Origin of the sequence: Guyparkeria sp., from assembly GCF_046545975.1 — a bacterium.
Classification (GTDB): Bacteria; Pseudomonadota; Gammaproteobacteria; order Halothiobacillales; family Halothiobacillaceae; genus Guyparkeria.
The window spans coordinates 18,920-39,222 of sequence record NZ_JBKGYT010000006.1; the positions used below are offsets into that span (position 1 = coordinate 18,920).

Consider the following 20,303-nt stretch of genomic DNA (forward strand, 5'->3'; position numbering starts at 1 on the left):
GTTTAACCATACAAACAATGGGGTATAGAATGCCTCTTGTTATGCATAAGGGAGGGTGAAGATGGCCACCGAGAACGATCCGAGCTACAACGCTGAACAGCTCTATGCCAAGCGTGAGCCGATTCACCCGAAGGCGATCCGAGGTCGGTTTCGCCGGTTCAAGGATCTCGTGCTGCTGGTGGCCTACGGCGTGTTCTTCCTGCTGCCCTGGGTGCGCTGGGACCGGGGCGGGACGGGACCGGGACAGGCGGTCATGTTCGACATTCCGGAGCGCCGCTATTACCTTTTCGATCTCGTCATCCATCCGCAGGACATGTTCCTGCTGGCCGGGTTCCTGATCCTGGCCGCCTGGCTGCTGTTCTTCGTCACCGGCCTGGTGGGCCGCGCGTTCTGTGGCTACTTCTGTTTCCAGACGCTCTGGACAGATGTGTTCATGAAGGTCGAGGCGCTGGTGCAGGGCGACCGCAACAAGCGCATGCGCCTGGAGAAGCAGCCCTGGAATGGCGAGAAAGTCGCCAAGAAGGGGCTCACGGTCGCCATCTGGACGGCAATCGCCTTCTGGACGGGGTTCACCTTCACCGCATACTGGGCGGATGCGCCTCGGTTGTTCGTGGACTTCTTCACGCTGGATGCGGCCAACGCGGCCTACATCACCACGGGGATCCTCACGGTCACTACCCTGCTTGCCGCCGGGTTTGCCCGGGAGCAGGTGTGCATCTACATGTGCCCCTACGCTCGCTTCCAGAGTGTGATGTTCGACAAGGAGACCCTGCTGGTTTCCTACGACGCCAAGCGTGGCGAGGGAGAAGCCGGTCGACAGCCGCTCAAGCAGGGGCTGATGACTCTCGAGGAGCGTCATGCGCAGGGCGTGGGTGACTGCATCGACTGCAAGCTCTGTGTGCAGGTCTGTCCGACGGGGATCGATATTCGGGACGGCCTGCAACTCGAGTGCATTTCCTGCGGGCTCTGCATCGACGCCTGCGATCAGATCATGAGCAAGCGAGGCTGGCCCACCGGACTTATCCGTTACGCGTCGGAACAGGAGCTTGAGACCGGGGAGAAGCCCAATCTCCTCAAGTTCCGCACGATCGGGTACGGGGTCGCCACGCTGGCGGCGACCGCGCTCCTGCTGTACGGCATCTTCGCCCGGGCGCCCGCCGACGTGTCGGTGCAGCAGGTGCGTCAGCCGCTGTTCACCGTGCTGTCGGACGGACAAATCCAGAACAACTACAACGTCAAGGTCAACAACAAGTTGCAGGAAGACCTGGTGTTCGAGTTGGAGCTTCGCGGCCTGGATAATGCCGAAGTGAGTGTCGTGGGCGACTTCGAGACGTTCGACATCCCCGCCGACGGATCGAGGCAGTACCTGGTGCACGTGCGTGCGCCACGCGAGGCGGGAGTCCAACGCAAGGACATCGAGTTCGTTCTCGACGAGCAGGGAGGCAAGCTCGACCCTCTGGTTCACAGTGCGACTTTCGTCTTTCAATGATCCGGTGCGGCGGCCTGAATGGCCGTCGCGCCCAAACTTCCTGGATTCCTGACTCATGCCTGTATTGATGCCTGCCGGGATCGGCGTCATCCTGATCCCGATCCTCTTCTTCCTGCTGCGTGGCCGCTTTCCGACGGCCGGGCGACAGATCGCGTTCATCCTGGGCGTGCTGGCGCTTGCCGCCTACGCGCCGTTCGCGATCCTGCGCTGGCCGGGTATCGACGTGGTGGCGATGGTCTCCGCGGTGCTGGTGATGACCGCCTTCATCCTCGGGCTGATCTCTCCGCCGCGGAACGCTGCCGCGGAAAAGATGACCTTTCATGCCGGCCCGGCCACGATCATCGCCTTCTTCGCGGTGATCATCCTGCTCAACTCGATCTTCCTCACCCTGGCGACCAACGGCCTGTCAGCCGGCGCGGCCAAGCAGCTGCTGCCCGAGCCGCAGGGCGGCCCCGTCGCCACGTCCTTCTTCCCCGGCACGGTGGCGCACGACTTCCAGGAGAAGTACTCGGAATTCCGCGCATACGACCAGGCGCTCGAGGAGCAGTCCCGCCGTGGCTGGCAGGTCGGCCGAGGCTGGGTTGACGACCCGGTAGCCGGGAAGGAGACACCCTTCCGCGTGGAAGTGCGGGATGCCGAGGGCGAGCCCGTCGCCGATGCGGAGGTAACGGCCAGCTTCATGCGTCCGGCCAGCGACCGACTGGACTTCGACCAGGTCCTCACGGAGGTCGGACCCGGCCTGTATCAGGCCATGGTGGAGCCCAGTCATCCCGGCCGCTGGGAAGTGATGGTCGACATCACGCGTGGCGAGGCGACCCACACGCTGCGGGGCTGGACCGACGTTGCTGATCGCTGATCCGGTTCGCTGAACGCGTCATGACCGACACACGAAGCGAAGCGGCCCCGGTCGGGGGAGCGCCGTCCTGTTTCCATTGCGGCCTGCCGGTTCCCCCGGGGGCGGATTACCGCACCTGCGTGCTCGGGGAGGAGCGCGACATGTGCTGTCCTGGGTGCCAGGCGGTTGCCCAGGCGATCGTCGAGGCCGACATGGAGGACTACTACCGTCACCGCACGGAGGCCTCGCCGCGGCCGGATGACGATCTCCAGCGCGTGCTCGAGGAGCTGTCGATCTACGACCGCCCCGAGATGCAGAAGTCCTTCGTCGCCAACCGGGAGGGTGACCGGCGCGAGGCCTCGCTGATTCTCGAGGGAATCGTCTGCGCGGCCTGCATCTGGCTGTCGGAGAAACACGTGAGGCAGTTGCCCGGCGTGGAGTCGTTCTCGGTCAACTTCTCCACCCATCGCGCCCAGGTGGTCTGGGACAACCGCCAGGTCCAGCTGAGCGACATCCTCAAGGCGATCGCCTCCATCGGCTACCGGGCCTATCCCTACGACCCGAACCGGCAGGACCGTGTCTACCGCCGCGAGCGCCACGACATGATGCGACGCCTGGCGGTCGCCGGGCTGGTCTACCTGCAGGTGATGATGATCTCGATGTCGCTGTACTTCGGCGACTTCCTCGATCTCTCGGATGACCTGCGCTACTTCTTCTGGTGGGTCAGCCTGGTCCTGTCCACCCCGATCGTGCTCTATTCCGGCCAGGCGTTCTTCCGCCCGGCCTGGCGGGACCTCAAGCAGCGACGCGTGAGCATGGACCTGCCGGTTTCCATCAGCATCCTGCTGGCCTACAGCGGCAGCGTCTACGCGGTGCTCACCCGCAGCGGCGAGGTCTACTTCGATTCGGTGACCATGTTCGTCTTCCTGTTGCTGGCCGGCCGGTTCCTGGAGCAGGGTGCCCGGCACAAGGCGGGCGAGCTCTCCGAGTCGCTGAACAAGCTCGTCCCCCAGGTGGCCAACCGGTTCGAGCCCGACGGCACGGTGGCCGTCATCCCGGCCTTCGACCTGGTGCCGGGGGACCGCATCCTCGTGCGTCCCGGCGGACCGGTACCGGCTGACGGGGTGGTGCTCGAGGGAACCAGCGGCGTGAACGCGGCCATGCTGACCGGCGAGAGTATTCCCGAGACGAAGACCGTGGGCGACGAGGTCTCGGCCGGCACGGTCAACACCGAGAGCCCGCTGGTCGTGCGCGTCGAGAAGGTCGGACAGGACACCATGGTCTCGTCGATCGTCCGGCTGATCGACCGGGCCCAGTCGCAAAAGCCGCGCATCGCCGAGGTGGCCGACCGCTTCGCGCGCAAGTTCGTCGTCGGCCTGCTCGTCACCACCGCGCTGGTCACGGCCGCCTGGCTTGTCATCGACCCCTCAAGGGCGTTCTGGATCGCCGTGGCCATCCTCGCGATCACCTGCCCCTGTTCACTCTCGCTGGCCACACCGGCGGCCATCGCGGTCTCCGTGGGCCGGCTGACCCGTTCCGGCCTGCTGGTCAGCCGTGGCCAGGCGATGGAGACGCTCGCGAAGGTCACGCACGTCGTCTTCGACAAGACCGGCACGTTGACCAGCGGCGAACTGATCGTGCGCCGGGTGGAGCCCCTTGGCGACCTCGACGAGGATCGCCTGGGGGGTATCGTCGCCGGGCTCGAGCAGTACGCCGACCACCCGGTGGGGCGCGCGTTGCATGCCTGGGGCGAGGGGCGCGGTCGGTCCCCGGTCCGGGTGGGTGACGTGGAGAGTCGCAGCGGCCTGGGTGTCACCGGCCGCATCGACGGGGAGACCTTCGCCGTGGGCAATGTCCGCCTGATGGAGGAGCTCGGCGTGGAGATGCCCCGGACCGGGGCGGCGGTCGACGAACTGGTTGTCTGGGTGGCCCGCGGCCGCCAGGCAGTGGCCCGCGCCGTGCTCGGTGACGAGTTGCGCGAGGACGCGGCCGAGGCCGTGCGCCGCCTCAAGGAGGCCGGGGTCGAGGTTTCGCTGCTTTCCGGTGATCACCCCGCGCGGGCCGAGATGATCGGCAGGCGCCTGGGCGTCGATCATGCCGTCGGCGGCCTGCTGCCCGAGGACAAGATGGACCGGGTGGCCCGCTTGCAGGCCGACGGTGCCCGGGTGCTGATGGTGGGGGACGGCGTGAACGACGCGCCCGTGCTGGCACGCGCCGATGTGTCCATGGCCATGGGTGGCGGCACGGCCGTGGCCAAGCACAGTGCCGACATGGTGCTGCTCAACGATCGGGTGGCGGAGACGGCATTCGCGATCACCTATGCCCGGCGGACCATGGGCGTGATCCACCAGAACCTTACCTGGTCGGTCTGGTACAACGGCATCGCGATCCCCGTCGCCGCACTGGGATTCGTGCAGCCCTGGCTGGCGGCCATCGGTATGTCGCTCAGCTCGATCGCCGTGATCGGCAACGCGCTGCGGCTGCGGCGCGGCTGACCGGTGCAACGTGTCGGAAGGAAAGCGACGGGAGAAGAGGGGAGCATGCAAGTTCCCCTCCGGGGGTGAAGGCGAGCCCGTCGGCGTCCCCGTTCAGCCGCCCATGCTGTGGATGTACTGGTTGAGCTGTGCGACGTCGGTGCTGGTGCGCCGATAGAGGTGATCGAGGCTGACGATCGCGTACTCGAGCAGCAGCACCGTGAAGACGGGGTGCTCGAGGCGCAGGCGGTTGTACTTCTCTCGCGGCAGCCGGAGCAGTCGCACCGAGGAGCGGGCCCGCATCCGGACGTTGCGCGGCTGGCGGTCGAAGAAACTCATCTCGCCCAGCATCTCGCCGGCGTGGATCTGGCCGACCGGGACCTCGTTGGTGGTCGGGCCGACGATCAGTTCGGCCGTGCCGTCGAGCAGGAAGTAGAGCGACTCGCCCACCTCGCCGATGTCGGCGATGATCTGGCCACGCTCGATGATCTCGAAGTCGCAGAAGTCGAGAAAGGCGCTGACCTCGGCGTGGGTCAGGATCTGCGTGTCGACATGCCGGGCGAGAAAATCGACCAGGGCATCGCGGTCGTTGTCGGTCATCATCGCGTTCGGGCTCCCTTAGAAAGTCGTGATGGCGGCACGGGCCATTCCGGTCGGCCGGTGGTCCGGGATGCATCCATTGTCGCGACCCCGCGCGTTTTTGTCGATCCCGCCGTGCGGGCCGCCGTGCAAACCCGCGTTCATGTTTTGCATGCAGCGGGCGCGCTTGTCGCGGTCGCATCCGGGGCCGAAAATGACGGCCCGGGCCCCCGACGGGGGCGAGGCCTTCCAACATGCTAGAATCCCGGACAAATTCCGGTCGCCTTCCCGGTGGGGGCGGCCGCTCGTATTTGCAGGCGTCGAGCGATCGGCGCACCAGAGTTTGAGTTGACGTTTTTCAGGAGCCGAATCATGTTCGCCAAATCCATGACCATCGCGGGTTACGACCCGGAACTCGCCGACGCGATCGACGCCGAGGTGCGCCGCCAGGAGGATCACGTCGAGTTGATCGCCTCCGAGAACTACGCCAGCCCGCGCGTCATGGAGGCCCAGGGCTCCGTGCTCACCAACAAGTACGCCGAAGGCTATCCCGGCAAGCGCTACTACGGTGGCTGCGAGTACGTCGACGTCGCCGAGCAGCTGGCCATCGACCGGGCCAAGCAGCTCTTCGGTGCCGACTACGCCAACGTCCAGCCGCACTCCGGCTCGCAGGCCAACGCCGCGGTCTTCCAGGCACTGGTCGAGCCGGGTGACACCGTGCTGGGCATGAGCCTCGACGCCGGCGGCCACCTGACCCACGGTGCCAAGCCGAACTTCTCCGGGCGCATCTACCACGCCGTGCAGTACGGCATCGACGCCGAGGGTTACGTCGACTACGACGAGGTCGAGCGCTTGGCGAAAGAGCACCAGCCGAAGATGATCATTGCCGGCTTCTCCGCCTACTCGCGGGTGATGGACTGGGCGCGCTTCCGCGAGATCGCCGACTCGGTCGGTGCCTACCTGATGGTCGACATGGCCCACGTCTCGGGTCTGGTCGCCGCCGGCCTCTACCCGAACCCGGTGCCGCACGCCCACGTGGTCACCTCGACCACGCACAAGACGCTGCGTGGCCCGCGCGGCGGGATCATCGTGGCCAAGGCCAACCCGGACCTGGAGAAGAAATTCCAGTCGCGCATCTTCCCCGGTTCGCAGGGCGGGCCGCTGATGCACGCGATCGCCGGCAAGGCGGTGGCCTTCAAGGAGGCGATGGAGCCGGAGTTCAAGACCTACCAGCAGCAGGTGATCGACAACGCCCGGACCATGGCGAAGGTGTTCGTCGAGCGCGGCATCGACGTGGTCTCCGGCGGCACCGACAACCACCTGTTCCTGGTCAGCTTCGTCAAGCGCGGCCTGACCGGCAAGGCGGTCGACGAGGCGCTGGGCCGCGCCCACATCACGGTCAACAAGAACGCCGTGCCCAACGACCCGCAGTCGCCGTTCGTCACCTCGGGCATCCGGGTAGGCACCGCGGCGATCACCACCCGCGGCTTCGGCACCGAGGAGTCCCGCGACCTGGCCGGCTGGATGTGCGACATCATCGACGACATCGAGAACGACTCGGTGATCGAGGCGGTGCGCGAGAAGGTGACCGCGCTCTGCCGTCGCCTGCCGGTCTACGAGGCCAACCAGGGCTGATCGGGAGCGTCCGGCCGTGCACTGCGCGATCTGTGGCCACGATGACACCCGGGTGGTCGACTCCCGGGCGGTGGAAGGCGGCGAGGCCATCCGGCGTCGGCGCGAATGCCCGGCCTGTGGCCAGCGATTCACCACCTACGAGCGGGCCGACCGGCAGATGCCGCGGGTGGTCAAGTCCAACGGTGCACGGCAGAACTTCGACGAGCGCAAGCTGCGGGACGGAATGATGCGGGCGCTGGAAAAGCGGCCGGTACCCACCCGGCGGATCGAGGAGGCCATCGAGCAGATCGAGCGGCAGCTCCGGAGCCGCGGCGAGCGGGAGATCCCCGCCCGGGAGATCGGCGAACTGGTCATGGCGCAGCTGCGCCGGCTCGACCACGTCGCCTACATCCGCTTCGCCTCCGTGTACCTGAGTTTCGACAGCGTCGAGGCCTTCCGCGACGCGATCGAGTCGCTGGCCAACGACGTGATCAGCGATCCTGACCACCAGCTGCCCCTGATCGGCGATGCCAACTGACCCGGTGACGGCGGCCGACCGCCACTGGATGGCCCGGGCCCTGGCCCTGGCCGAGCGCGGGCTGTATACCACCTCGCCCAACCCGCGGGTCGGCTGCGTGATCGTCCGCGACGGCGAGATCGTCGGCGACGGATTCCATGCCCGGGCCGGCGGTCCGCACGCCGAGGTGGTGGCGCTGAGGGAGGCGGGAGACCGGGCACGCGGGGCGACCGCGTATGTCACCCTCGAGCCCTGCAGTCACGTCGGCCGCACACCGGCATGCGCCCCGCAACTGGTCGAGGCCGGGATCGCGCGCGTCGTCACCGGCATGACCGATCCTGACCCGCGGGTCGGCGGGCGCGGGCACGAGATCCTGCGCCGGGCCGGCATCGACGTGGTCGAGAACGCCGCTCCCGAGGCGGCCCGCGAACTCAACCGGGGGTTTCTCTCCCGGCAGGAACGCGGCCGTCCCTGGGTGACCGTCAAGGTGGCCCAGTCGCTGGACGGCCGCAGCGCGCTGGCCAGCGGTGAAAGCCAGTGGATCACCGGCGAGGCCGCCAGGCGGGACGTCCAGTTCCTGCGGGCCCGGCAATGCGCGGTGCTGTCCGGGATCGACACGGTGTTGACCGACAGCGCCCGCCTGAACGTGCGCCTGTCGGCGGACGAACTCGAGATCGACGGCACGGTGCGCCAGCCGGTGCGCGTGGTGCTGGACTCCGGCCTGCGCCTGCCGCCCTTCGCCGCGCTGTTCGACGTCGATGCGCCGGTGTGGATCTACACGCGCGATACGCAGGCCGGCGTGCATCACGACACGCTCGGCAAGCGTGGCGCGACCCTGTTCGAGGCCCCGTGGGCGGCGGGGCAGGGCATGGATCTCTCGTTCATACTCGAGGACCTGGCCGCCCGCGAGATCAACGAGGTGCTGGTCGAGGCCGGGGCGAAGCTGGCGGGCGCCTTCGTTGCCGCCGGGCTGGCCGACGAGCTGGTGCTCTACCAGGCCCCGATGTTGCTCGGGCACCAGGCGCGTCCGTCGCTGGCGCTGCCCGAGCCCGAGGGGCTGGGACGGGCGGGGCGCTGGCGCCTGGTGTCCGAGTCCCGTGTCGGCGACGACCTGAAACTGGTGCTTCGACCCGGTCGCGCCGTTGCCTGAAACCGGTCGCGCCCCGCCCCCGGCGGCACGCCCACCATCTGCAAGAGGTCCTGTCATGTTCACCGGAATCATCCAGACCGTCGGCTCGCTGCGCGCCCGCACCCCCATGGGGGGCGACAGCCGTCTGACCATCGAGGCCCCGGGGCTCGATCTCGAGCACACCGCGCTGGGTGACAGCATCGCCGTCAACGGCGTGTGCCTGACGGTGACCGATCTGTCCGATTCGACCTTTTCCGTGGACTGTTCCAACGAGACGTTGCGCCTGACCACGCTCGGACAGCTCGATGTCGGCTCGCGCGTGAACCTCGAGCCGGCCCTGACGCTGGCCACCCCGCTGGGCGGGCATCTGGTCAGCGGGCATGTCGATGGCCTGGCGATCGTCGACTCCCGCCGCAGTGACGCCCGCGCCACCGAGTTCTGGCTGCGCGTGCCGCCCGAGCTGGCTCGCTACGTCGCCAGGAAAGGTTCGCTGGCCATCGACGGGGTGAGCCTGACGGTAAACGAGGTCAGCGGCACGCGCTGCCGGCTGACCATCATCCCCCATACGCTCGAGGCGACCATCATGGGCGAGTACCAGCCGGGGCGGCAGGTCAACCTCGAGGTGGACCTGATGGCCCGCTACCTGGAGCGCCTGTTGCAGGCCGGAGATGCCGGGCAGGGTACCGGGGGCGCGCAGAGTCCCTACCAGGACCTCTCCTGAGGCGGTATCCGGGTAAGTCCCCGAGGGTGGTACAATCACCGATTGCCCGCGATGGCGGTTCACGTGGCGTTGAGAGAAAGTATGAGCTTCAGTCCGATCGATGAAATCCTCGACGACCTGCGCGCCGGGCGCATGGTCATCATCGTCGACGACGAGGATCGCGAGAACGAGGGCGATCTCGTCATGCTCGCCGAGCAGACGCGTGCCGAGGACATCAACTTCATGGCCCGCTACGGCCGTGGCCTGATCTGCCTGACCCTGACCCAGCAGCGCTGCGAGCAGCTCGAGCTGCCCTTGATGGTCAGCCGGACCCGGGAGGCCTTCCAGACGGCCTTCACCGTCTCCATCGAGGCGGCGCGCGGCGTGACCACCGGCATCTCGGCGGCGGACCGGGCGACCACCATCCGCACCGCGGTCGCCCCGGACGCGAAGCCCTCCGACCTGGTCCAGCCGGGGCACGTGTTCCCGCTGATGGCCCGTCCCGGCGGGGTGCTGGCGCGCGCCGGTCACACCGAGGCCGGCGTCGACCTCGCCCGGTTGGCCGAGGCGCGCGAACCCTCCGCGGTGATCGTCGAGATCCTCAACGAGGACGGCACCATGGCACGCCGCCCGGACCTGGAACGGTTCGCCGAGGAGCACGGCATCAAAATCGGCTCGATCGAGGACCTGATCCGCTACCGGATGCGTCACGAACGCTCCGTCGAGCGCGAGTTCTCCACCGAGATCGACACGCGCCACGGTCGTTTCGCCCTGCACGCCTACCGGGACCGCACCAGCGGCCAGCTGCAGTTCGCCGCGGTCCGCGGCACCCCGGACGCGGAGACCCCGACGCCGGTGCGGGTGCACGTGCATCACGCCGTCTGCGACCTGTTCGAGCCGCAGGGCCGGGATTGCGGCTGGCCGTTCTCCGACGTGCTCTCCCGGCTGGCGGGCATGGAGACGGGCGTGGCGGTGGTGCTGCGTTCGACCCCCAGCGAGGACGAGCTCCTTCGCCAGCTGCAGGACTGGGAGTCCAGCGAGCCTGCCGGCAGTGCGGAGGCCGAGGTCGAAGAGCTGCGCAACTACGGCGTCGGGGCACAGATTCTCAAGGACCTGGGTGTGCGCAAGATGCGCGTGATGAGTGCGCCCAAGCACTTCCACGCCCTGGCCGGCTTCGGCCTGGAAGTGGTCGATTACATTCACGACGAGGCGGAATGACCGCCGCATTTGGGAAAGACGAGCATGAATGATCTTCAGGTGATCGAGGGCGGGCTGACCGCCAAGGCGGGGCGCTACGCGATTGTCGTGACCCGCTGGAACGCGCAGGTGGTCGACCGGCTGCGCGATGGGGCGGTCGACACGCTGCGCCGGCACGGCGTCGACCCCAAGCAGATCTCCGTGGTCATGGCCCCGGGCGCCTTCGAGCTGCCCCTGGTGGCCCAGCGGGTCGCGGCGAGCGAGAAGTTCGACGCGATCATCTGTCTCGGCGCGGTCATCCGTGGCGCCACCCCGCATTTCGATTACGTGGCGGGCGAGGCGGCCAAGGGCATCGCCGGCGTGGCCACCGATTTCGACATGCCGGTGATCTTCGGCGTGCTGACCACCGACACGGTCGACCAGGCCATGGAGCGGGCTGGCAGCAAGGCCGGCAACAAGGGCTCGGAAGCCGCGGCCACCGCCATCGAGATGGTCAACCTTCTCGAACAGATCGACCAGATTGACTGATTCCATGATCAAGCGCTTTCCCCAGGACGAGCCCGACCGCCGCGATCCCTCGCGGCCGTCATCCGAGGGCGACGAGACTTCCCAGCCCGCAGGCAAGCGGGGCCCGGGCGGCTCGCCGGCGCGCAAGCAGCGCCGCTGGGCGCGGGAGCGGGCCGCGCAGGGGCTCTACCAGCAGCTGATGAATCCCATTCCCGTGGACCAGCTCGAGGCGCAGTTCATGGAAGATAGCTTCATGCTGCGCATCGACCTGGATTTCTTCCGCCGCATCCTGCGCGGGGTGGAACAGCATGCCGCCGACCTGGACGCCGCGATCGAGCCGCACCTCGATCGGCCGGTGGATGAGCTCGACCCGATCGAGCACGCCATCCTCCGTCTGGGCGCCTTCGAACTGATCCATGCCGTCGACGTCCCGAGGGCGATCGTGATCAACGAGGCCGTGGAACTGGCCAAGCGCTTCGGCGCGACCGACGGCCACCGCTACATCAACGGGGTGCTCGACCGGCTCGCCGACGAGGTTCGATCCACGGAACCGCGGCGTGACCGCTGATCCTCCTGAAGGCCGGCTCCGACTGCGCTGATGGACGAGTTCGACCTGATCGCCCGGTATTTCGACTGGCCGGCCCGGCGTCCGGAAGTGGCGCTGGCGGTCGGTGACGATGCCGCGGTGATCGATCCGCCGGCGGACGCCCGGCTGGTGGTCACCACCGACATGCTGGTCGCCGGCCGGCACTTTCCCCTCGACACCTCCCCCGAAGCCGTCGCGCACAAGGCGCTGGCGGTCAATCTCTCCGACCTTGCGGCCATGGGGGCCGAGCCGCTGGGCTTCACCCTCTCGCTGGGCCTGCCCGAGACCGACGCCGACTGGCTGTCCCGCTTTTCCTCCGCCCTGCGTCGGGTGGCCGAGCGCTGGGGCTGTGACCTGGTGGGCGGCGACACCGTCGGGTCGAGCGTGCTCACGCTGTCGGTGACCGCCTTCGGGACGCTGCCGGCCGGCAAGATCATCGCCCGAGGCGGGGCGCGTCCCGGGGATCGGCTCGCGGTGACCGGATGCATCGGCGACGCCGCGCTGGGGCTGATGGTGGTCCAGGATCCCGCCGCGGTGCCCGAGGCACTGGGTGCCGCGGCTCGAGACTACCTGCGCGGTCGGCTGGACCGCCCCGAGCCACGCCTGGCCGCGGGTCGCGCCCTGCTGGGGTCGGCATCGGCCGGACTGGACTGTTCCGACGGTCTGCTACAGGACGTCGGTCACCTGCTGGATGCCAGCGGTCTCGGCGCGGAGATCGACCTGTCGGCCGTTCCCCTGTCCCCGGCGGCGCGCGACTGGCTCGATGCCCGTCCGGAGGACATCGACCGCCTGATCACCGGCGGGGACGACTACGAGCTGATCGTGGCGCTGCCCGAGGGGACCGAGGTCGACCCGGAGCTCGGTCTCACGATGATCGGTCGGCTGGTCGAGGGGCCGGTCGGCGGGATCCGCGAACGGCACGGCCGGGTGCTGCCCACGCGCCGCGGCTACACCCATTTCCCCGGCGAGGAGTGAATCCATGGACGCGGTGCAGTCGAAGCGAAGGGTGACGGTCGCCGAACTGGGGCGAAGCCCGACCATGTGGCTGGCATTCGGTTTCGGCACCGGTCTGGCACCGAAGGCCCCGGGCACCGTCGGTACGCTGCCCGGCGTGCTGCTGGGCTGGCTGCTGACGGCGTTGCTGGTCCCATGGCTGGGGCAGGGCGCGACGGTCGCGCTGATCCTCGGGCTGACCGCGCTGCTGTCCGTCGTCGGAGTTTGGATCTGCGGGGAGGCGAGCCGTCGGCTTGGCGTGCACGATCACGGCGGCATCGTCTTCGACGAGATCGTGGGCGTGCTGCCCGTGTTCGTCCTGCTGCCGACCGCGTGGTGGGAGTTGCTGCTGGTCTTTGCCTGGTTCCGTGTCTTCGACGTGATCAAGCCCTGGCCGATCAGCTGGCTCGATCGCCACGTCGAGGGCGGGCTGGGCATCATGCTCGACGACCTGCTCGCCGGCGCCTATGCGCTCGTGGCGGTATGGCTGAGCCTCTGGGCGGTCGGGAGCCTCGTGGGCTGAGCCTGGCCCCGCCCTCAGCGCTCGTTGAGCCGCGGCATCAGCTCGACGAGGTTGCAGGGGCGCTTGCGGTAGTCGAGCTGGCTTTCGATCAGGTTGTCCCAGGCATCCTTGCAGGCACCGGTCGAGCCGGGCAGGACGAACAGGTAGGTGCGGTTGGCCACCCCGGCGGTTGCCCGCGACTGGAGGGTCGAGCTGCCGATGGTCTGGAAGGAGAGCGCGCGGAACATCTCGCCGAAGCCGTCGATGGTCTTGTCGAACAGCACGGAGACCGCCTCGGGGGTGCCGTCCCGGCCGGTCAGCCCCGTGCCGCCGGTGGTGATCACCACGTCGCAGTCCGCCGCGGCGATCCACTGCGAGACGGCTGCCCGGATCTGGTAGATGTCGTCCGGGAGCAGTCGGCGCTCGTAGAGCGCATGTCCGGCGGTCTCGAGGCGTTCGACCAGCAGGTCACCCGAGCGGTCCTCGGCCAGGCTGCGGCTGTCCGAGACGGTCAGCACCGCGATGTTCAGGGGCTTGAAGGGGCGTTGTTCGTCATGGCTCATCGCGCATCTCCTGTGTCGGGTGGAGCCGGATCGGGCGGGGCGTCGTCCGCGCATTTCTTGCAGGCGAGCCGGTAACCGATCATCTGCCGCCGGCCCCCGGCGTGCTCGACCCACGGGCGCTCGACCCAGGGCGGGTCGTGGCGCGTGTGCTGGTGGTGGCCGCATTCCAGCCGGGCGAACCAGTGGCCTTCCTCGTCGCGATGGAACGAGACGATCGCGCGCAGCGGCGGCTCGTCCGGTCGAGACATCAGGGAACCGGCACGCCCCAGAGGTCGTGCTCGTCGGACTCGACGATCTCCACCTCGACGAAGTCGCCGGGCACCACGTCGGTGACCTCCGGCAGGTAGACCACACCATCGATCTCCGGGGCGTCGGCCATGCTGCGCGCGACGGCCCCCGACTCGTCCACCGCGTCCACGAGCACCGGCATGCGCTGGCCCACCTTTTTCGCCAGCTTGGCGGCGCTGATCGCCGCCTGCTTTTCCATGAAGCGGGCGAGACGGTCCTGCTTGAGGTCTTCCGGGACCGGGTCGGGCAGGTCGTTGGCGGTCGCGCCGTCGACCGGCGAGTAGGCGAAGGCGCCGACGCGGTCGAGCTGGGCCTCGTCGAGGAAGTCCAGCAGTTCCTGGAACTCGGCCTCGGTCTCTCCGGGGAAGCCGACGATGAACGTCGAGCGGATGGTGATTTCCGGGCAGATCTCCCGCCACTTGCGGATGCGTGCGAGCACGTTCTCGCTGGAGGCCGGGCGCTTCATCAGCTTGAGGATGCGGTGGTTCGCGTGCTGGAACGGGATGTCCAGGTAGGGCAGCACCAGTCCCTCGGCCATCAGCTCGACGGCATCGTCGACGTGCGGGTAGGGATAGACGTAGTGCAGGCGTATCCAGGCGTCGAGCGAGCCCAGCGCGGCCGCCAGTTCGCGGAAGCGGGTCTTCAGCGGTCGCCCGCCCCAGAAGTCGAGCTTGTAGCGGGTGTCGACACCATAGGCGCTGGTGTCCTGGGAGACGACCAGCAGCTCGCGCACGCCGGCGTTGACCAGGTTCTCGGCCTCGGTCATCACCTCGCCGATCGGGCGGCTGGCCAGGTCCCCGCGCAGGCCGGGGATGATGCAGAAGCTGCAGCGGTGGTTGCAGCCCTCGGAGATCTTGAGGTAGGCGTAGTGACGCGGCGTGAGCTTCACCCCGACGGCCTCGTCCAGCGTGGGCATGCCATCGTCGGCCTGGCCGGGCTGCGAGCGAGTCTGGCTCCCCGGCTTGGGCATCACGTCGATGAACGGGTCGAAACGTGGCGCCAGGTGCTGGTGGACCGCGTCCATGACTTCCCGGTAGGCCTGCGGGCCGGTCACGGCCAGCACGTTGGGGTGGGTCTCGCGAACCAGTTCACCCTCGTCGCGACCGCCCAGGCAGCCGGTGACGATGACCCGGCCGTTCTCGTCCAGCGCCTCGCCGATCGTGTCCAGCGATTCCTTGACGGCCGAATCGATGAAGCCGCAGGTGTTCACGATCACCAGCTCGGCGTTCTCGTAGCTGTCCGACAGCGCGTAGCCTTCGGCGCGAAGCTGGGTGAGGATGCGTTCGGAGTCGACGAGCGCCTTGGGGCAGCCGAGGCTGATGAAGCCGATGCGGGGAGGGTTCTGCGTCATGACGTCAGTCGGTGTCGGCGGTGGCCAGCGGATCGTTCTCCGGATCGTATTCCTCGAGCTCGCCGTCGGCGTACTGCACGTGCATCTTGAGGTTGTTTCGCTCGATGAACTGCATCACCGAATCGAACATCTGCCGGTTGGCCTTCTTCAGGCTCGGTTCGATGGCCAGCACCTTCTGCCCGTTCATCATCACCGGGTGCAGCCGTTGCGAGTAGACCAGGCGGTGCTGTGCGAAGGTCGCATCCCAGCTCGAGATGCGATCGATCCAGTCGCTGGGACGGAAGCGGGCGCCGGCCTTGGTCACTGACTCGACGATGTAGCGTTTCGGCTGGTTGTCCATGAAGTCGTGGCGTGCTCGGCGTGCACCGGATTTGGGTGGGTCGTTTAGAATCAATCGACCATTTTACTTTAGTTGGCCGGCAAACGCATCCGCTGCAGCGCCGGTCCACCCGTATTCCCGGAGGCGAGCCCCCGTGAGCGATTCCAACGCCCTTCCCGTGCTGCTGGTCGATGCCGGCGGAACCTTCAACAAGCGCTACGACCCGATCGGTGGCGAGCTGCAGGTCGCTCCGGGGCACGCGGCGCTCGATGCCATCCTGGCCAGTGGGCGGCAGAACCTCGATCTCGAGCGTGTCCAGCCCGTGTGCAAGGACAGTCTCGAGATGACGGACGAGGACCGGGAGGCCATCATCGGCGCCATCGAGTCGGCCGGGACGCGTTGGCGCGATGCGCCCGTGATCGTGATTCACGGCACCGACACCATGGAGCGCACCGCCGAGGTGATCGCTCAGCGCCTGCCCGGTCGGGTGGTGGTGCTGACCGGTGCCATGCGGCCTTTCGAGATCGACGCCGTCGAGCCCGCCCTGAATGTCGGCCTGGCCCTGGGCTTCGTCCAGGGTGGCCCGTCGGCGGGGGTGTATCTCGCCATGAGCGGACTGGTTCGCCCGCTGGGGCGGCTGGCCAAGGACCGGGCGCAGGGGCGATTTCGCGCGATCTGAACGGGATGCGGGCTCTCGCCGATTCCAACGAAAAAGGCCCCGCCAGTGGCGGGGCCTTCGTGGTTTGGCTGCCCCTGTCGGGGGCGCCGGAATCAGCAGTCCTTGGTGATGCCCGGGTTGCCTTCCATGCCCTTGAGGACCGGCTCGTTCGGCTTGACCGGCTTGATGTGCTTCTGGTCACGCAGCCAGGTCTCGACCTGGTCCCAGATCATCTCTTCGGTGTCGCCCGGGATGTTGCCCGGCTCGGCGACCGAGGCCCAGCCGGCGACCTTGTACTTCTTCTTCGGGTCGATCGGTTCCCCGTCGAGCTCCATGTCCAGGATGCGCTTGCCCTTCTCGGCGTTCGGTGCACAGGCGTACTGCATGCCGCCGACGCGTACCATGTCGCCACCCTGCTGGTAGTAGGGGTCGGTGTTGAAGATGTTGTCGCAGACGTCCTCGAGGATGTCCTTGATCTGCTCGCCGGTGAACTCGTTGACCGTGACGTTCGGGTAGGTCAGCGCGACGTGGGTCATCATGTCGTCGTAGGTGATCGGCTCGCCCGGGATGAGCGAGGTGCCCCAGCGGACGCCCGGGGAGAACGAGATCTGCGCGTCGTTGACGTCGATCAGCGCGTCGCAGATCAGCTGGTCCCAGGTGCCGGTGAAGTTGCCGCGGCGGTAGAGCAGGGCATCGTTGGTCGCCAGGACCTCGCCGGTGCGCTCGCCCACGTTGAACTTCTTGCCCTCGAACTCGATCTCCTGCTTGTACAGCTTGTCGATGTACTCGGCCATCTCCTTGTCCGGCTCGATGAAGTCGGCGAAGACCGGCAGCAGGTGGTACTTGTAGTCCTGGACCTTGCCGTTGCGCACGTCGAAGTCCAGCACGCCCAGGTACTTGGCGTTGGAGCCGGCGTTGCAGACCAGGGTCTGGCCGCTGGAGTTCTTGACCACGGTCGGGGTCGGGACCGCGTCGTGGGTGTGGCCACCCATGATCGCGTCGATGCCGGTGACCTTGCTGGCCATCTTGATGTCGACGTCCATGCCGTTGTGCGACAGGACCACGACTACCTCGGCGCCCTCGTCGCGGGCGGAGTCGACCGCTTCCTGCATCTCGTCGTCACGGATGCCGAAGCTCCAGCCCTCGGTCATCCAGCGCGGGTTGGCGATCGGGGTGTACGGGAAGGCCTGGCCGACGACCGCCACCTTGACGCCGTTCTGCTCGCGGATGACGTAGGGCTTGAACACGCGCTCGTTGAAGTCCGAGTCGCGGATGTTCTGGGCGACGAAGTTGCAGTCGGTCGAGTCTTCGAGATCGGCGATGCCTTCCTTCATGCGGTCGGCGGTGTAGGTCGCCTCCCAGTGCGAGGTGAAGAAGTCCGGCTTGGCGATCTTCATCGCGTCGATCTGGCTCTGGGCGTCGGTCCACAGGGCCAGCGCGTTGCCCTGCCAGTTGTCGCCGCCGTCCAGCAGGAAGGCGCCCGGGCGCTGCTCGCGCATGTGCTTGATCAGGGTGAGCAGGTGGGCGTAACCGCCGACCTTCCCGTACTTCTTGGCCGCCTCGGCGAAGTCGATGCAGGTGAAGGCATGGGCAGCCGGGGTGTTCGGCTCGAGGCCGAAGTGCTTGAGGAACTTGTCGCCCACCAGGTGCGGCGCGTTGCCTTCCATCTCGCCGACGCCGAGGTTGATCGACGGCTCGCGGAAGTAGACCGGCTTGAGCTGGGCGTGCATGTCGGTCATGTGAAGGAACGACACGTTGCCGAAGCGCGGGACCTCGTACATGTTGCTCGAGGCGTTGTTGGCCTTGATCGAACTGGCGACGCGCTGAGTGCCGGTGCCGGCCTGCGCGGTCTCGAGGTTGATACCGGCGGCCGAGGCTACGGCCAGCATCTGCAGAAATTCGCGACGAGAAAGACTCATTGGAAACTCCCCTTCAGTCTTCGGTTTGGGTCAGTCCCTGCCCGGTCGTGCCGGGCGGGGTCCGTACGATCTTTACCTGGTTGCCGGGGCATGCGCGTGTCGCGGAAAGGCTTGTGCCTCCGATCTCGGCCCGGCAACTAAACCCGAACATTTAATCATACTGAGAGGGGTGGCGACAGAAAAAATACTTATACCGGACCAGTGGCGATGCGGGCTGCGGGGTGGTCCGGCTACGTTACTGATCCGTCGCGATTATTCGCCGCAACTCAGGTTCAAGGGCATGTTCCGATAATCATGGCAATTGGGTCCGGGGAGTCGGCTCGGTCGACATGGTCACTCCGAATTTCGGCCAAAAAAAAGCAGGCCTAAGCCTGCTTTTCCGAGTCTCGGGAGTGTGCCGCTTACTTGCGGATACCCGGACCGTTGAGCTCGAGATCGTTGTCCACGTAGGACATGAAGAACTCGAGATCACGAAGGTAGCCGGAGTATTGCTCCGGCGGAACGGTGCCGGTGTCCCGGATGCAGCCGTACATCCGCTTGTGGATGGTGAACATGCCGCCCTTGCTGTAGCGGAACAGGGGGAAGTGGGTGGTGTTGCCCACGTTCATGTGCAGGTGCTCGGCACGCACGTACTTGCCGCCGTGGTACTGGTGGCAGTCGGCGCAGGAGTTGTCCAGACGGCCGGTGCGACGGAACCAGGCTTCCTTGCCGCGGTTGAAGGCCTTCTTGGCGCCTTCGCTGTCGATGCTGACCTTGTTGGTCATGCCGGCCGACTCGCTGGCCAGATAGGCAAGCACATTGGCGAGCTTGTTGTAGTTGTTCTTCGGATCCCAGACCTTTTCCGGGTCTTCGTCAGCGTTCTTCTGGCAGTTGATGATGTCCAGGCCGAGACTGTGGACCTCATCGTCCTTCTCGTTGTAGTACGGATACTTGGCGCGCAGGCCCTTGGCCTCGCCCAGGCAGGAGGACAGCGGCTTGCCGTTCGGCAGGCGGTAGTCTTCCCACAGTTCCTTGCCGGCAGCGACATACTCGTCGGTTTCCGGGAACTCCATCATGCCTTCCCACTGGGAACGTGCATCGTCATCGATGGCGTAGATGCCGTTGTTGTACTCCTCGAAGGGGACATCCGGGTAACGCTCGGCGTAGAAGTCCACCATCATCTGGCGGAACTCCTCCGGATCCGACGGGTTGGCCGCGTCGGCCGCAAGGGCCCCGCCGGTGGCCAGTACGCTGGCGGCGATCATGCTAGAGATCAGGCGTTTCATTATGAGTATCTCCTCGTGATTCGGGTCTTTGATTGTCCGGTCCTGGCGCCCTTACAGGGTGTAGAGGAAATCGACGATGTTCTCGATGTCCTCGTCGCTCAGGATGTTGTTGGCCCCGAACGGCGGCATGATGGTCTGTTCGCCGAACTTCTCGCGCGCGTCGTAAACGACCGCCTCGAGATCCTCGCGCTCCGGGTAGCGGGCCTTCATGGCGATCAGGGCCGGGCCAATGTTGCCGGCCAGGTTGCCGCCCTTCATCTCGTGGCAGGCCAGGCAGTTGCCCGCGCCACGGCCGAAGGCGATTTCCTTGCCCGCCTTCGCCGAATCGGACAGGCCTTCATCGCCTTGCGCCATGGTGGCACCGGAGAAACTCATGCCGGCCGCGAGCAGTGCGGCGGCGCCTGCCGTGGTGAACACGGTTGTGAACTTCTTCATTGTTATCCTCCTCTGCGGTCGCGTCTATGCGCCGAGATGCCTTGGTGAGTTGTCTCATTCATCGAATCGACGCCCACCACTTTAGTGACCTGAACACTCGAGACAATAAAAAATAATTTATGGCGACATGATGGATTGATTATTAGAAAATGTTGAAATTCCAATGCCCCTCGAGCGCGCCATGACGGTCTGTGCGCCACGGTTTTTTTTCAAAACGGGCGTTTTTTGGCTCAAGTCGTTAATCCCGCGAGAAATTTTCGATATTCGGCTGTCCGACCGCTTAGTTGTGCGATTTGCTGGGTTATTTGAGTCAAGGGGGCAGATCCAGGGGGGGCAGGGACGGATGAGACTTCTCGACCGACCAGGGGCTGTGATGCACGAGT

The 20,303-nt window shown here is 66.7% G+C and carries 21 protein-coding genes; 13 read left to right on the forward strand and 8 right to left on the reverse strand.

Annotation, left to right across the window (positions count from 1 at the left end):
* Positions 1 to 61: 61 nt before the first annotated feature.
* From ccoG to ACLFMY_RS01280, 3 genes are read left to right on the forward strand one after another with little or no spacing between them, the layout of a single operon-like run.
* Entirely contained in the window at positions 62 to 1,489 is a 1,428-nt protein-coding gene (gene ccoG, locus ACLFMY_RS01270; RefSeq protein WP_410762695.1) for a cytochrome c oxidase accessory protein CcoG, read from the forward strand.
* A gap of 55 nt (positions 1,490 to 1,544) precedes the next feature.
* On the forward strand, positions 1,545 to 2,345 hold the full coding sequence (locus ACLFMY_RS01275; RefSeq protein WP_410762696.1) for a FixH family protein: 801 nt from the start codon (positions 1,545 to 1,547) through the stop codon (positions 2,343 to 2,345).
* A gap of 20 nt (positions 2,346 to 2,365) precedes the next feature.
* Positions 2,366 to 4,819, forward strand: a complete 2,454-nt coding sequence (locus tag ACLFMY_RS01280; protein WP_410762697.1) for a heavy metal translocating P-type ATPase — start codon at positions 2,366 to 2,368, stop codon at positions 4,817 to 4,819.
* 93 nt (positions 4,820 to 4,912) lie between these two features.
* Here ACLFMY_RS01280 and ACLFMY_RS01285 read toward each other — a convergent pair whose 3' ends face one another.
* A complete protein-coding gene (locus tag ACLFMY_RS01285) occupies positions 4,913 to 5,401 on the reverse strand; it encodes a Crp/Fnr family transcriptional regulator (protein WP_410762698.1) in 489 nt (162 codons plus the stop codon).
* Positions 5,402 to 5,749: 348 nt separating this feature from the next.
* Between ACLFMY_RS01285 and glyA the strand changes: the two genes are divergently transcribed.
* The 9 genes from glyA (at position 5,750) to ACLFMY_RS01330 (ending at position 13,143) form a co-directional block, all read left to right on the forward strand.
* Positions 5,750 to 7,012 carry a serine hydroxymethyltransferase gene (glyA, locus tag ACLFMY_RS01290; RefSeq protein ID WP_410762699.1) on the forward strand — a complete coding sequence of 421 codons (1,263 nt, stop codon included), beginning with the start codon at positions 5,750 to 5,752 and terminating at the stop codon, positions 7,010 to 7,012.
* A gap of 16 nt (positions 7,013 to 7,028) precedes the next feature.
* A complete protein-coding gene (gene nrdR / locus ACLFMY_RS01295; protein WP_372592118.1) occupies positions 7,029 to 7,529 on the forward strand; it encodes a transcriptional regulator NrdR in 501 nt (166 codons plus the stop codon).
* Entirely contained in the window at positions 7,519 to 8,658 is a 1,140-nt protein-coding gene (ribD, locus tag ACLFMY_RS01300; RefSeq protein ID WP_410762700.1) for a bifunctional diaminohydroxyphosphoribosylaminopyrimidine deaminase/5-amino-6-(5-phosphoribosylamino)uracil reductase RibD, read from the forward strand. Before nrdR ends, ribD begins: the two co-directional genes overlap by 11 nt.
* A 55-nt stretch (positions 8,659 to 8,713) precedes the next feature.
* Positions 8,714 to 9,358: a riboflavin synthase gene (locus ACLFMY_RS01305; RefSeq protein WP_410762701.1), complete on the forward strand. Its 645-nt coding sequence runs from the start codon at positions 8,714 to 8,716 to the stop codon at positions 9,356 to 9,358.
* Between the two features lie 81 nt (positions 9,359 to 9,439).
* A complete protein-coding gene (ribBA, locus tag ACLFMY_RS01310) occupies positions 9,440 to 10,555 on the forward strand; it encodes a bifunctional 3,4-dihydroxy-2-butanone-4-phosphate synthase/GTP cyclohydrolase II (protein ID WP_410762702.1) in 1,116 nt (371 codons plus the stop codon).
* A gap of 24 nt (positions 10,556 to 10,579) precedes the next feature.
* Positions 10,580 to 11,062, forward strand: coding sequence for a 6,7-dimethyl-8-ribityllumazine synthase (ribE, locus tag ACLFMY_RS01315; protein ID WP_410762703.1), 483 nt, complete (start codon positions 10,580 to 10,582; stop codon positions 11,060 to 11,062).
* A complete protein-coding gene (gene nusB / locus ACLFMY_RS01320; protein ID WP_410762704.1) occupies positions 11,055 to 11,609 on the forward strand; it encodes a transcription antitermination factor NusB in 555 nt (184 codons plus the stop codon). Before ribE ends, nusB begins: the two co-directional genes overlap by 8 nt.
* A 30-nt stretch (positions 11,610 to 11,639) precedes the next feature.
* Positions 11,640 to 12,602: a thiamine-phosphate kinase gene (gene thiL / locus ACLFMY_RS01325; protein ID WP_410762705.1), complete on the forward strand. Its 963-nt coding sequence runs from the start codon at positions 11,640 to 11,642 to the stop codon at positions 12,600 to 12,602.
* 4 nt (positions 12,603 to 12,606) lie between these two features.
* Positions 12,607 to 13,143, forward strand: a complete 537-nt coding sequence (locus tag ACLFMY_RS01330) for a phosphatidylglycerophosphatase A (RefSeq protein ID WP_410762706.1) — start codon at positions 12,607 to 12,609, stop codon at positions 13,141 to 13,143.
* A gap of 14 nt (positions 13,144 to 13,157) precedes the next feature.
* On the opposite strand, the gene moaB is transcribed toward ACLFMY_RS01330, so the two are convergent.
* From moaB to ACLFMY_RS01350, 4 genes are read right to left on the reverse strand one after another with little or no spacing between them, the layout of a single operon-like run.
* Positions 13,158 to 13,685 (reverse strand): molybdenum cofactor biosynthesis protein B, encoded by a 528-nt coding sequence (gene moaB, locus ACLFMY_RS01335; RefSeq protein WP_410762707.1) that lies wholly within the window; start codon positions 13,683 to 13,685, stop codon positions 13,158 to 13,160.
* Entirely contained in the window at positions 13,682 to 13,933 is a 252-nt protein-coding gene (locus tag ACLFMY_RS01340) for a DUF3565 domain-containing protein (protein WP_410762708.1), read from the reverse strand. The genes moaB and ACLFMY_RS01340 overlap by 4 nt, the downstream gene beginning before the upstream one ends.
* On the reverse strand, positions 13,933 to 15,324 hold the full coding sequence (gene rimO / locus ACLFMY_RS01345) for a 30S ribosomal protein S12 methylthiotransferase RimO (RefSeq protein WP_410762709.1): 1,392 nt from the start codon (positions 15,322 to 15,324) through the stop codon (positions 13,933 to 13,935). The genes ACLFMY_RS01340 and rimO overlap by 1 nt, the downstream gene beginning before the upstream one ends.
* 4 nt (positions 15,325 to 15,328) lie before the next feature.
* Positions 15,329 to 15,664 (reverse strand): DUF3579 domain-containing protein, encoded by a 336-nt coding sequence (locus ACLFMY_RS01350; RefSeq protein WP_410762710.1) that lies wholly within the window; start codon positions 15,662 to 15,664, stop codon positions 15,329 to 15,331.
* Positions 15,665 to 15,797: 133 nt separating this feature from the next.
* On the opposite strand from ACLFMY_RS01350, the gene ACLFMY_RS01355 reads away from it, so the two are divergent.
* The gene (locus tag ACLFMY_RS01355) at positions 15,798 to 16,322 is read left to right on the forward strand and encodes an asparaginase domain-containing protein (protein ID WP_410762711.1); all 525 of its coding nucleotides are present in this window, start codon (positions 15,798 to 15,800) and stop codon (positions 16,320 to 16,322) included.
* Positions 16,323 to 16,414: 92 nt separating this feature from the next.
* Here the strand turns inward: ACLFMY_RS01355 and soxB are convergent, their stop codons facing one another.
* From soxB to soxX, 3 genes are all read right to left on the reverse strand, one after another.
* A complete protein-coding gene (gene soxB, locus ACLFMY_RS01360; RefSeq protein ID WP_410762712.1) occupies positions 16,415 to 18,220 on the reverse strand; it encodes a thiosulfohydrolase SoxB in 1,806 nt (601 codons plus the stop codon).
* Between the two features lie 401 nt (positions 18,221 to 18,621).
* On the reverse strand, positions 18,622 to 19,485 hold the full coding sequence (gene soxA, locus ACLFMY_RS01365; protein ID WP_410762713.1) for a sulfur oxidation c-type cytochrome SoxA: 864 nt from the start codon (positions 19,483 to 19,485) through the stop codon (positions 18,622 to 18,624).
* Between the two features lie 51 nt (positions 19,486 to 19,536).
* Positions 19,537 to 19,920, reverse strand: coding sequence for a sulfur oxidation c-type cytochrome SoxX (gene soxX / locus ACLFMY_RS01370; RefSeq protein ID WP_410762714.1), 384 nt, complete (start codon positions 19,918 to 19,920; stop codon positions 19,537 to 19,539).
* Positions 19,921 to 20,303 lie beyond the last annotated feature (383 nt).

What these genes read in the sequence shown, in the direction of transcription:
- ribE (WP_410762703.1), top strand. Translation starts at nt 10,580, where the DNA reads ATGAATGATCTTCAGGTGATCGAGGGCGGGCTGACCGCCAAGGCGGGG.
- ACLFMY_RS01280 (WP_410762697.1), top strand. Translation starts at nt 2,366, where the DNA reads ATGACCGACACACGAAGCGAAGCGGCCCCGGTCGGGGGAGCGCCGTCC.
- ribD (WP_410762700.1), top strand. Translation starts at nt 7,519, where the DNA reads ATGCCAACTGACCCGGTGACGGCGGCCGACCGCCACTGGATGGCCCGG.
- soxB (WP_410762712.1), bottom strand. Translation starts at nt 18,220, where the DNA reads ATGAGTCTTTCTCGTCGCGAATTTCTGCAGATGCTGGCCGTAGCCTCG.
- soxA (WP_410762713.1), bottom strand. Translation starts at nt 19,485, where the DNA reads ATGAAACGCCTGATCTCTAGCATGATCGCCGCCAGCGTACTGGCCACC.
- ACLFMY_RS01330 (WP_410762706.1), top strand. Translation starts at nt 12,607, where the DNA reads ATGGACGCGGTGCAGTCGAAGCGAAGGGTGACGGTCGCCGAACTGGGG.
- ACLFMY_RS01285 (WP_410762698.1), bottom strand. Translation starts at nt 5,401, where the DNA reads ATGATGACCGACAACGACCGCGATGCCCTGGTCGATTTTCTCGCCCGG.
- moaB (WP_410762707.1), bottom strand. Translation starts at nt 13,685, where the DNA reads ATGAGCCATGACGAACAACGCCCCTTCAAGCCCCTGAACATCGCGGTG.
- ccoG (WP_410762695.1), top strand. Translation starts at nt 62, where the DNA reads ATGGCCACCGAGAACGATCCGAGCTACAACGCTGAACAGCTCTATGCC.
- ACLFMY_RS01275 (WP_410762696.1), top strand. Translation starts at nt 1,545, where the DNA reads ATGCCTGTATTGATGCCTGCCGGGATCGGCGTCATCCTGATCCCGATC.
- glyA (WP_410762699.1), top strand. Translation starts at nt 5,750, where the DNA reads ATGTTCGCCAAATCCATGACCATCGCGGGTTACGACCCGGAACTCGCC.
- rimO (WP_410762709.1), bottom strand. Translation starts at nt 15,324, where the DNA reads ATGACGCAGAACCCTCCCCGCATCGGCTTCATCAGCCTCGGCTGCCCC.
- ribBA (WP_410762702.1), top strand. Translation starts at nt 9,440, where the DNA reads ATGAGCTTCAGTCCGATCGATGAAATCCTCGACGACCTGCGCGCCGGG.
- soxX (WP_410762714.1), bottom strand. Translation starts at nt 19,920, where the DNA reads ATGAAGAAGTTCACAACCGTGTTCACCACGGCAGGCGCCGCCGCACTG.
- ACLFMY_RS01305 (WP_410762701.1), top strand. Translation starts at nt 8,714, where the DNA reads ATGTTCACCGGAATCATCCAGACCGTCGGCTCGCTGCGCGCCCGCACC.
- ACLFMY_RS01350 (WP_410762710.1), bottom strand. Translation starts at nt 15,664, where the DNA reads ATGGACAACCAGCCGAAACGCTACATCGTCGAGTCAGTGACCAAGGCC.
- thiL (WP_410762705.1), top strand. Translation starts at nt 11,640, where the DNA reads ATGGACGAGTTCGACCTGATCGCCCGGTATTTCGACTGGCCGGCCCGG.
- ACLFMY_RS01340 (WP_410762708.1), bottom strand. Translation starts at nt 13,933, where the DNA reads ATGTCTCGACCGGACGAGCCGCCGCTGCGCGCGATCGTCTCGTTCCAT.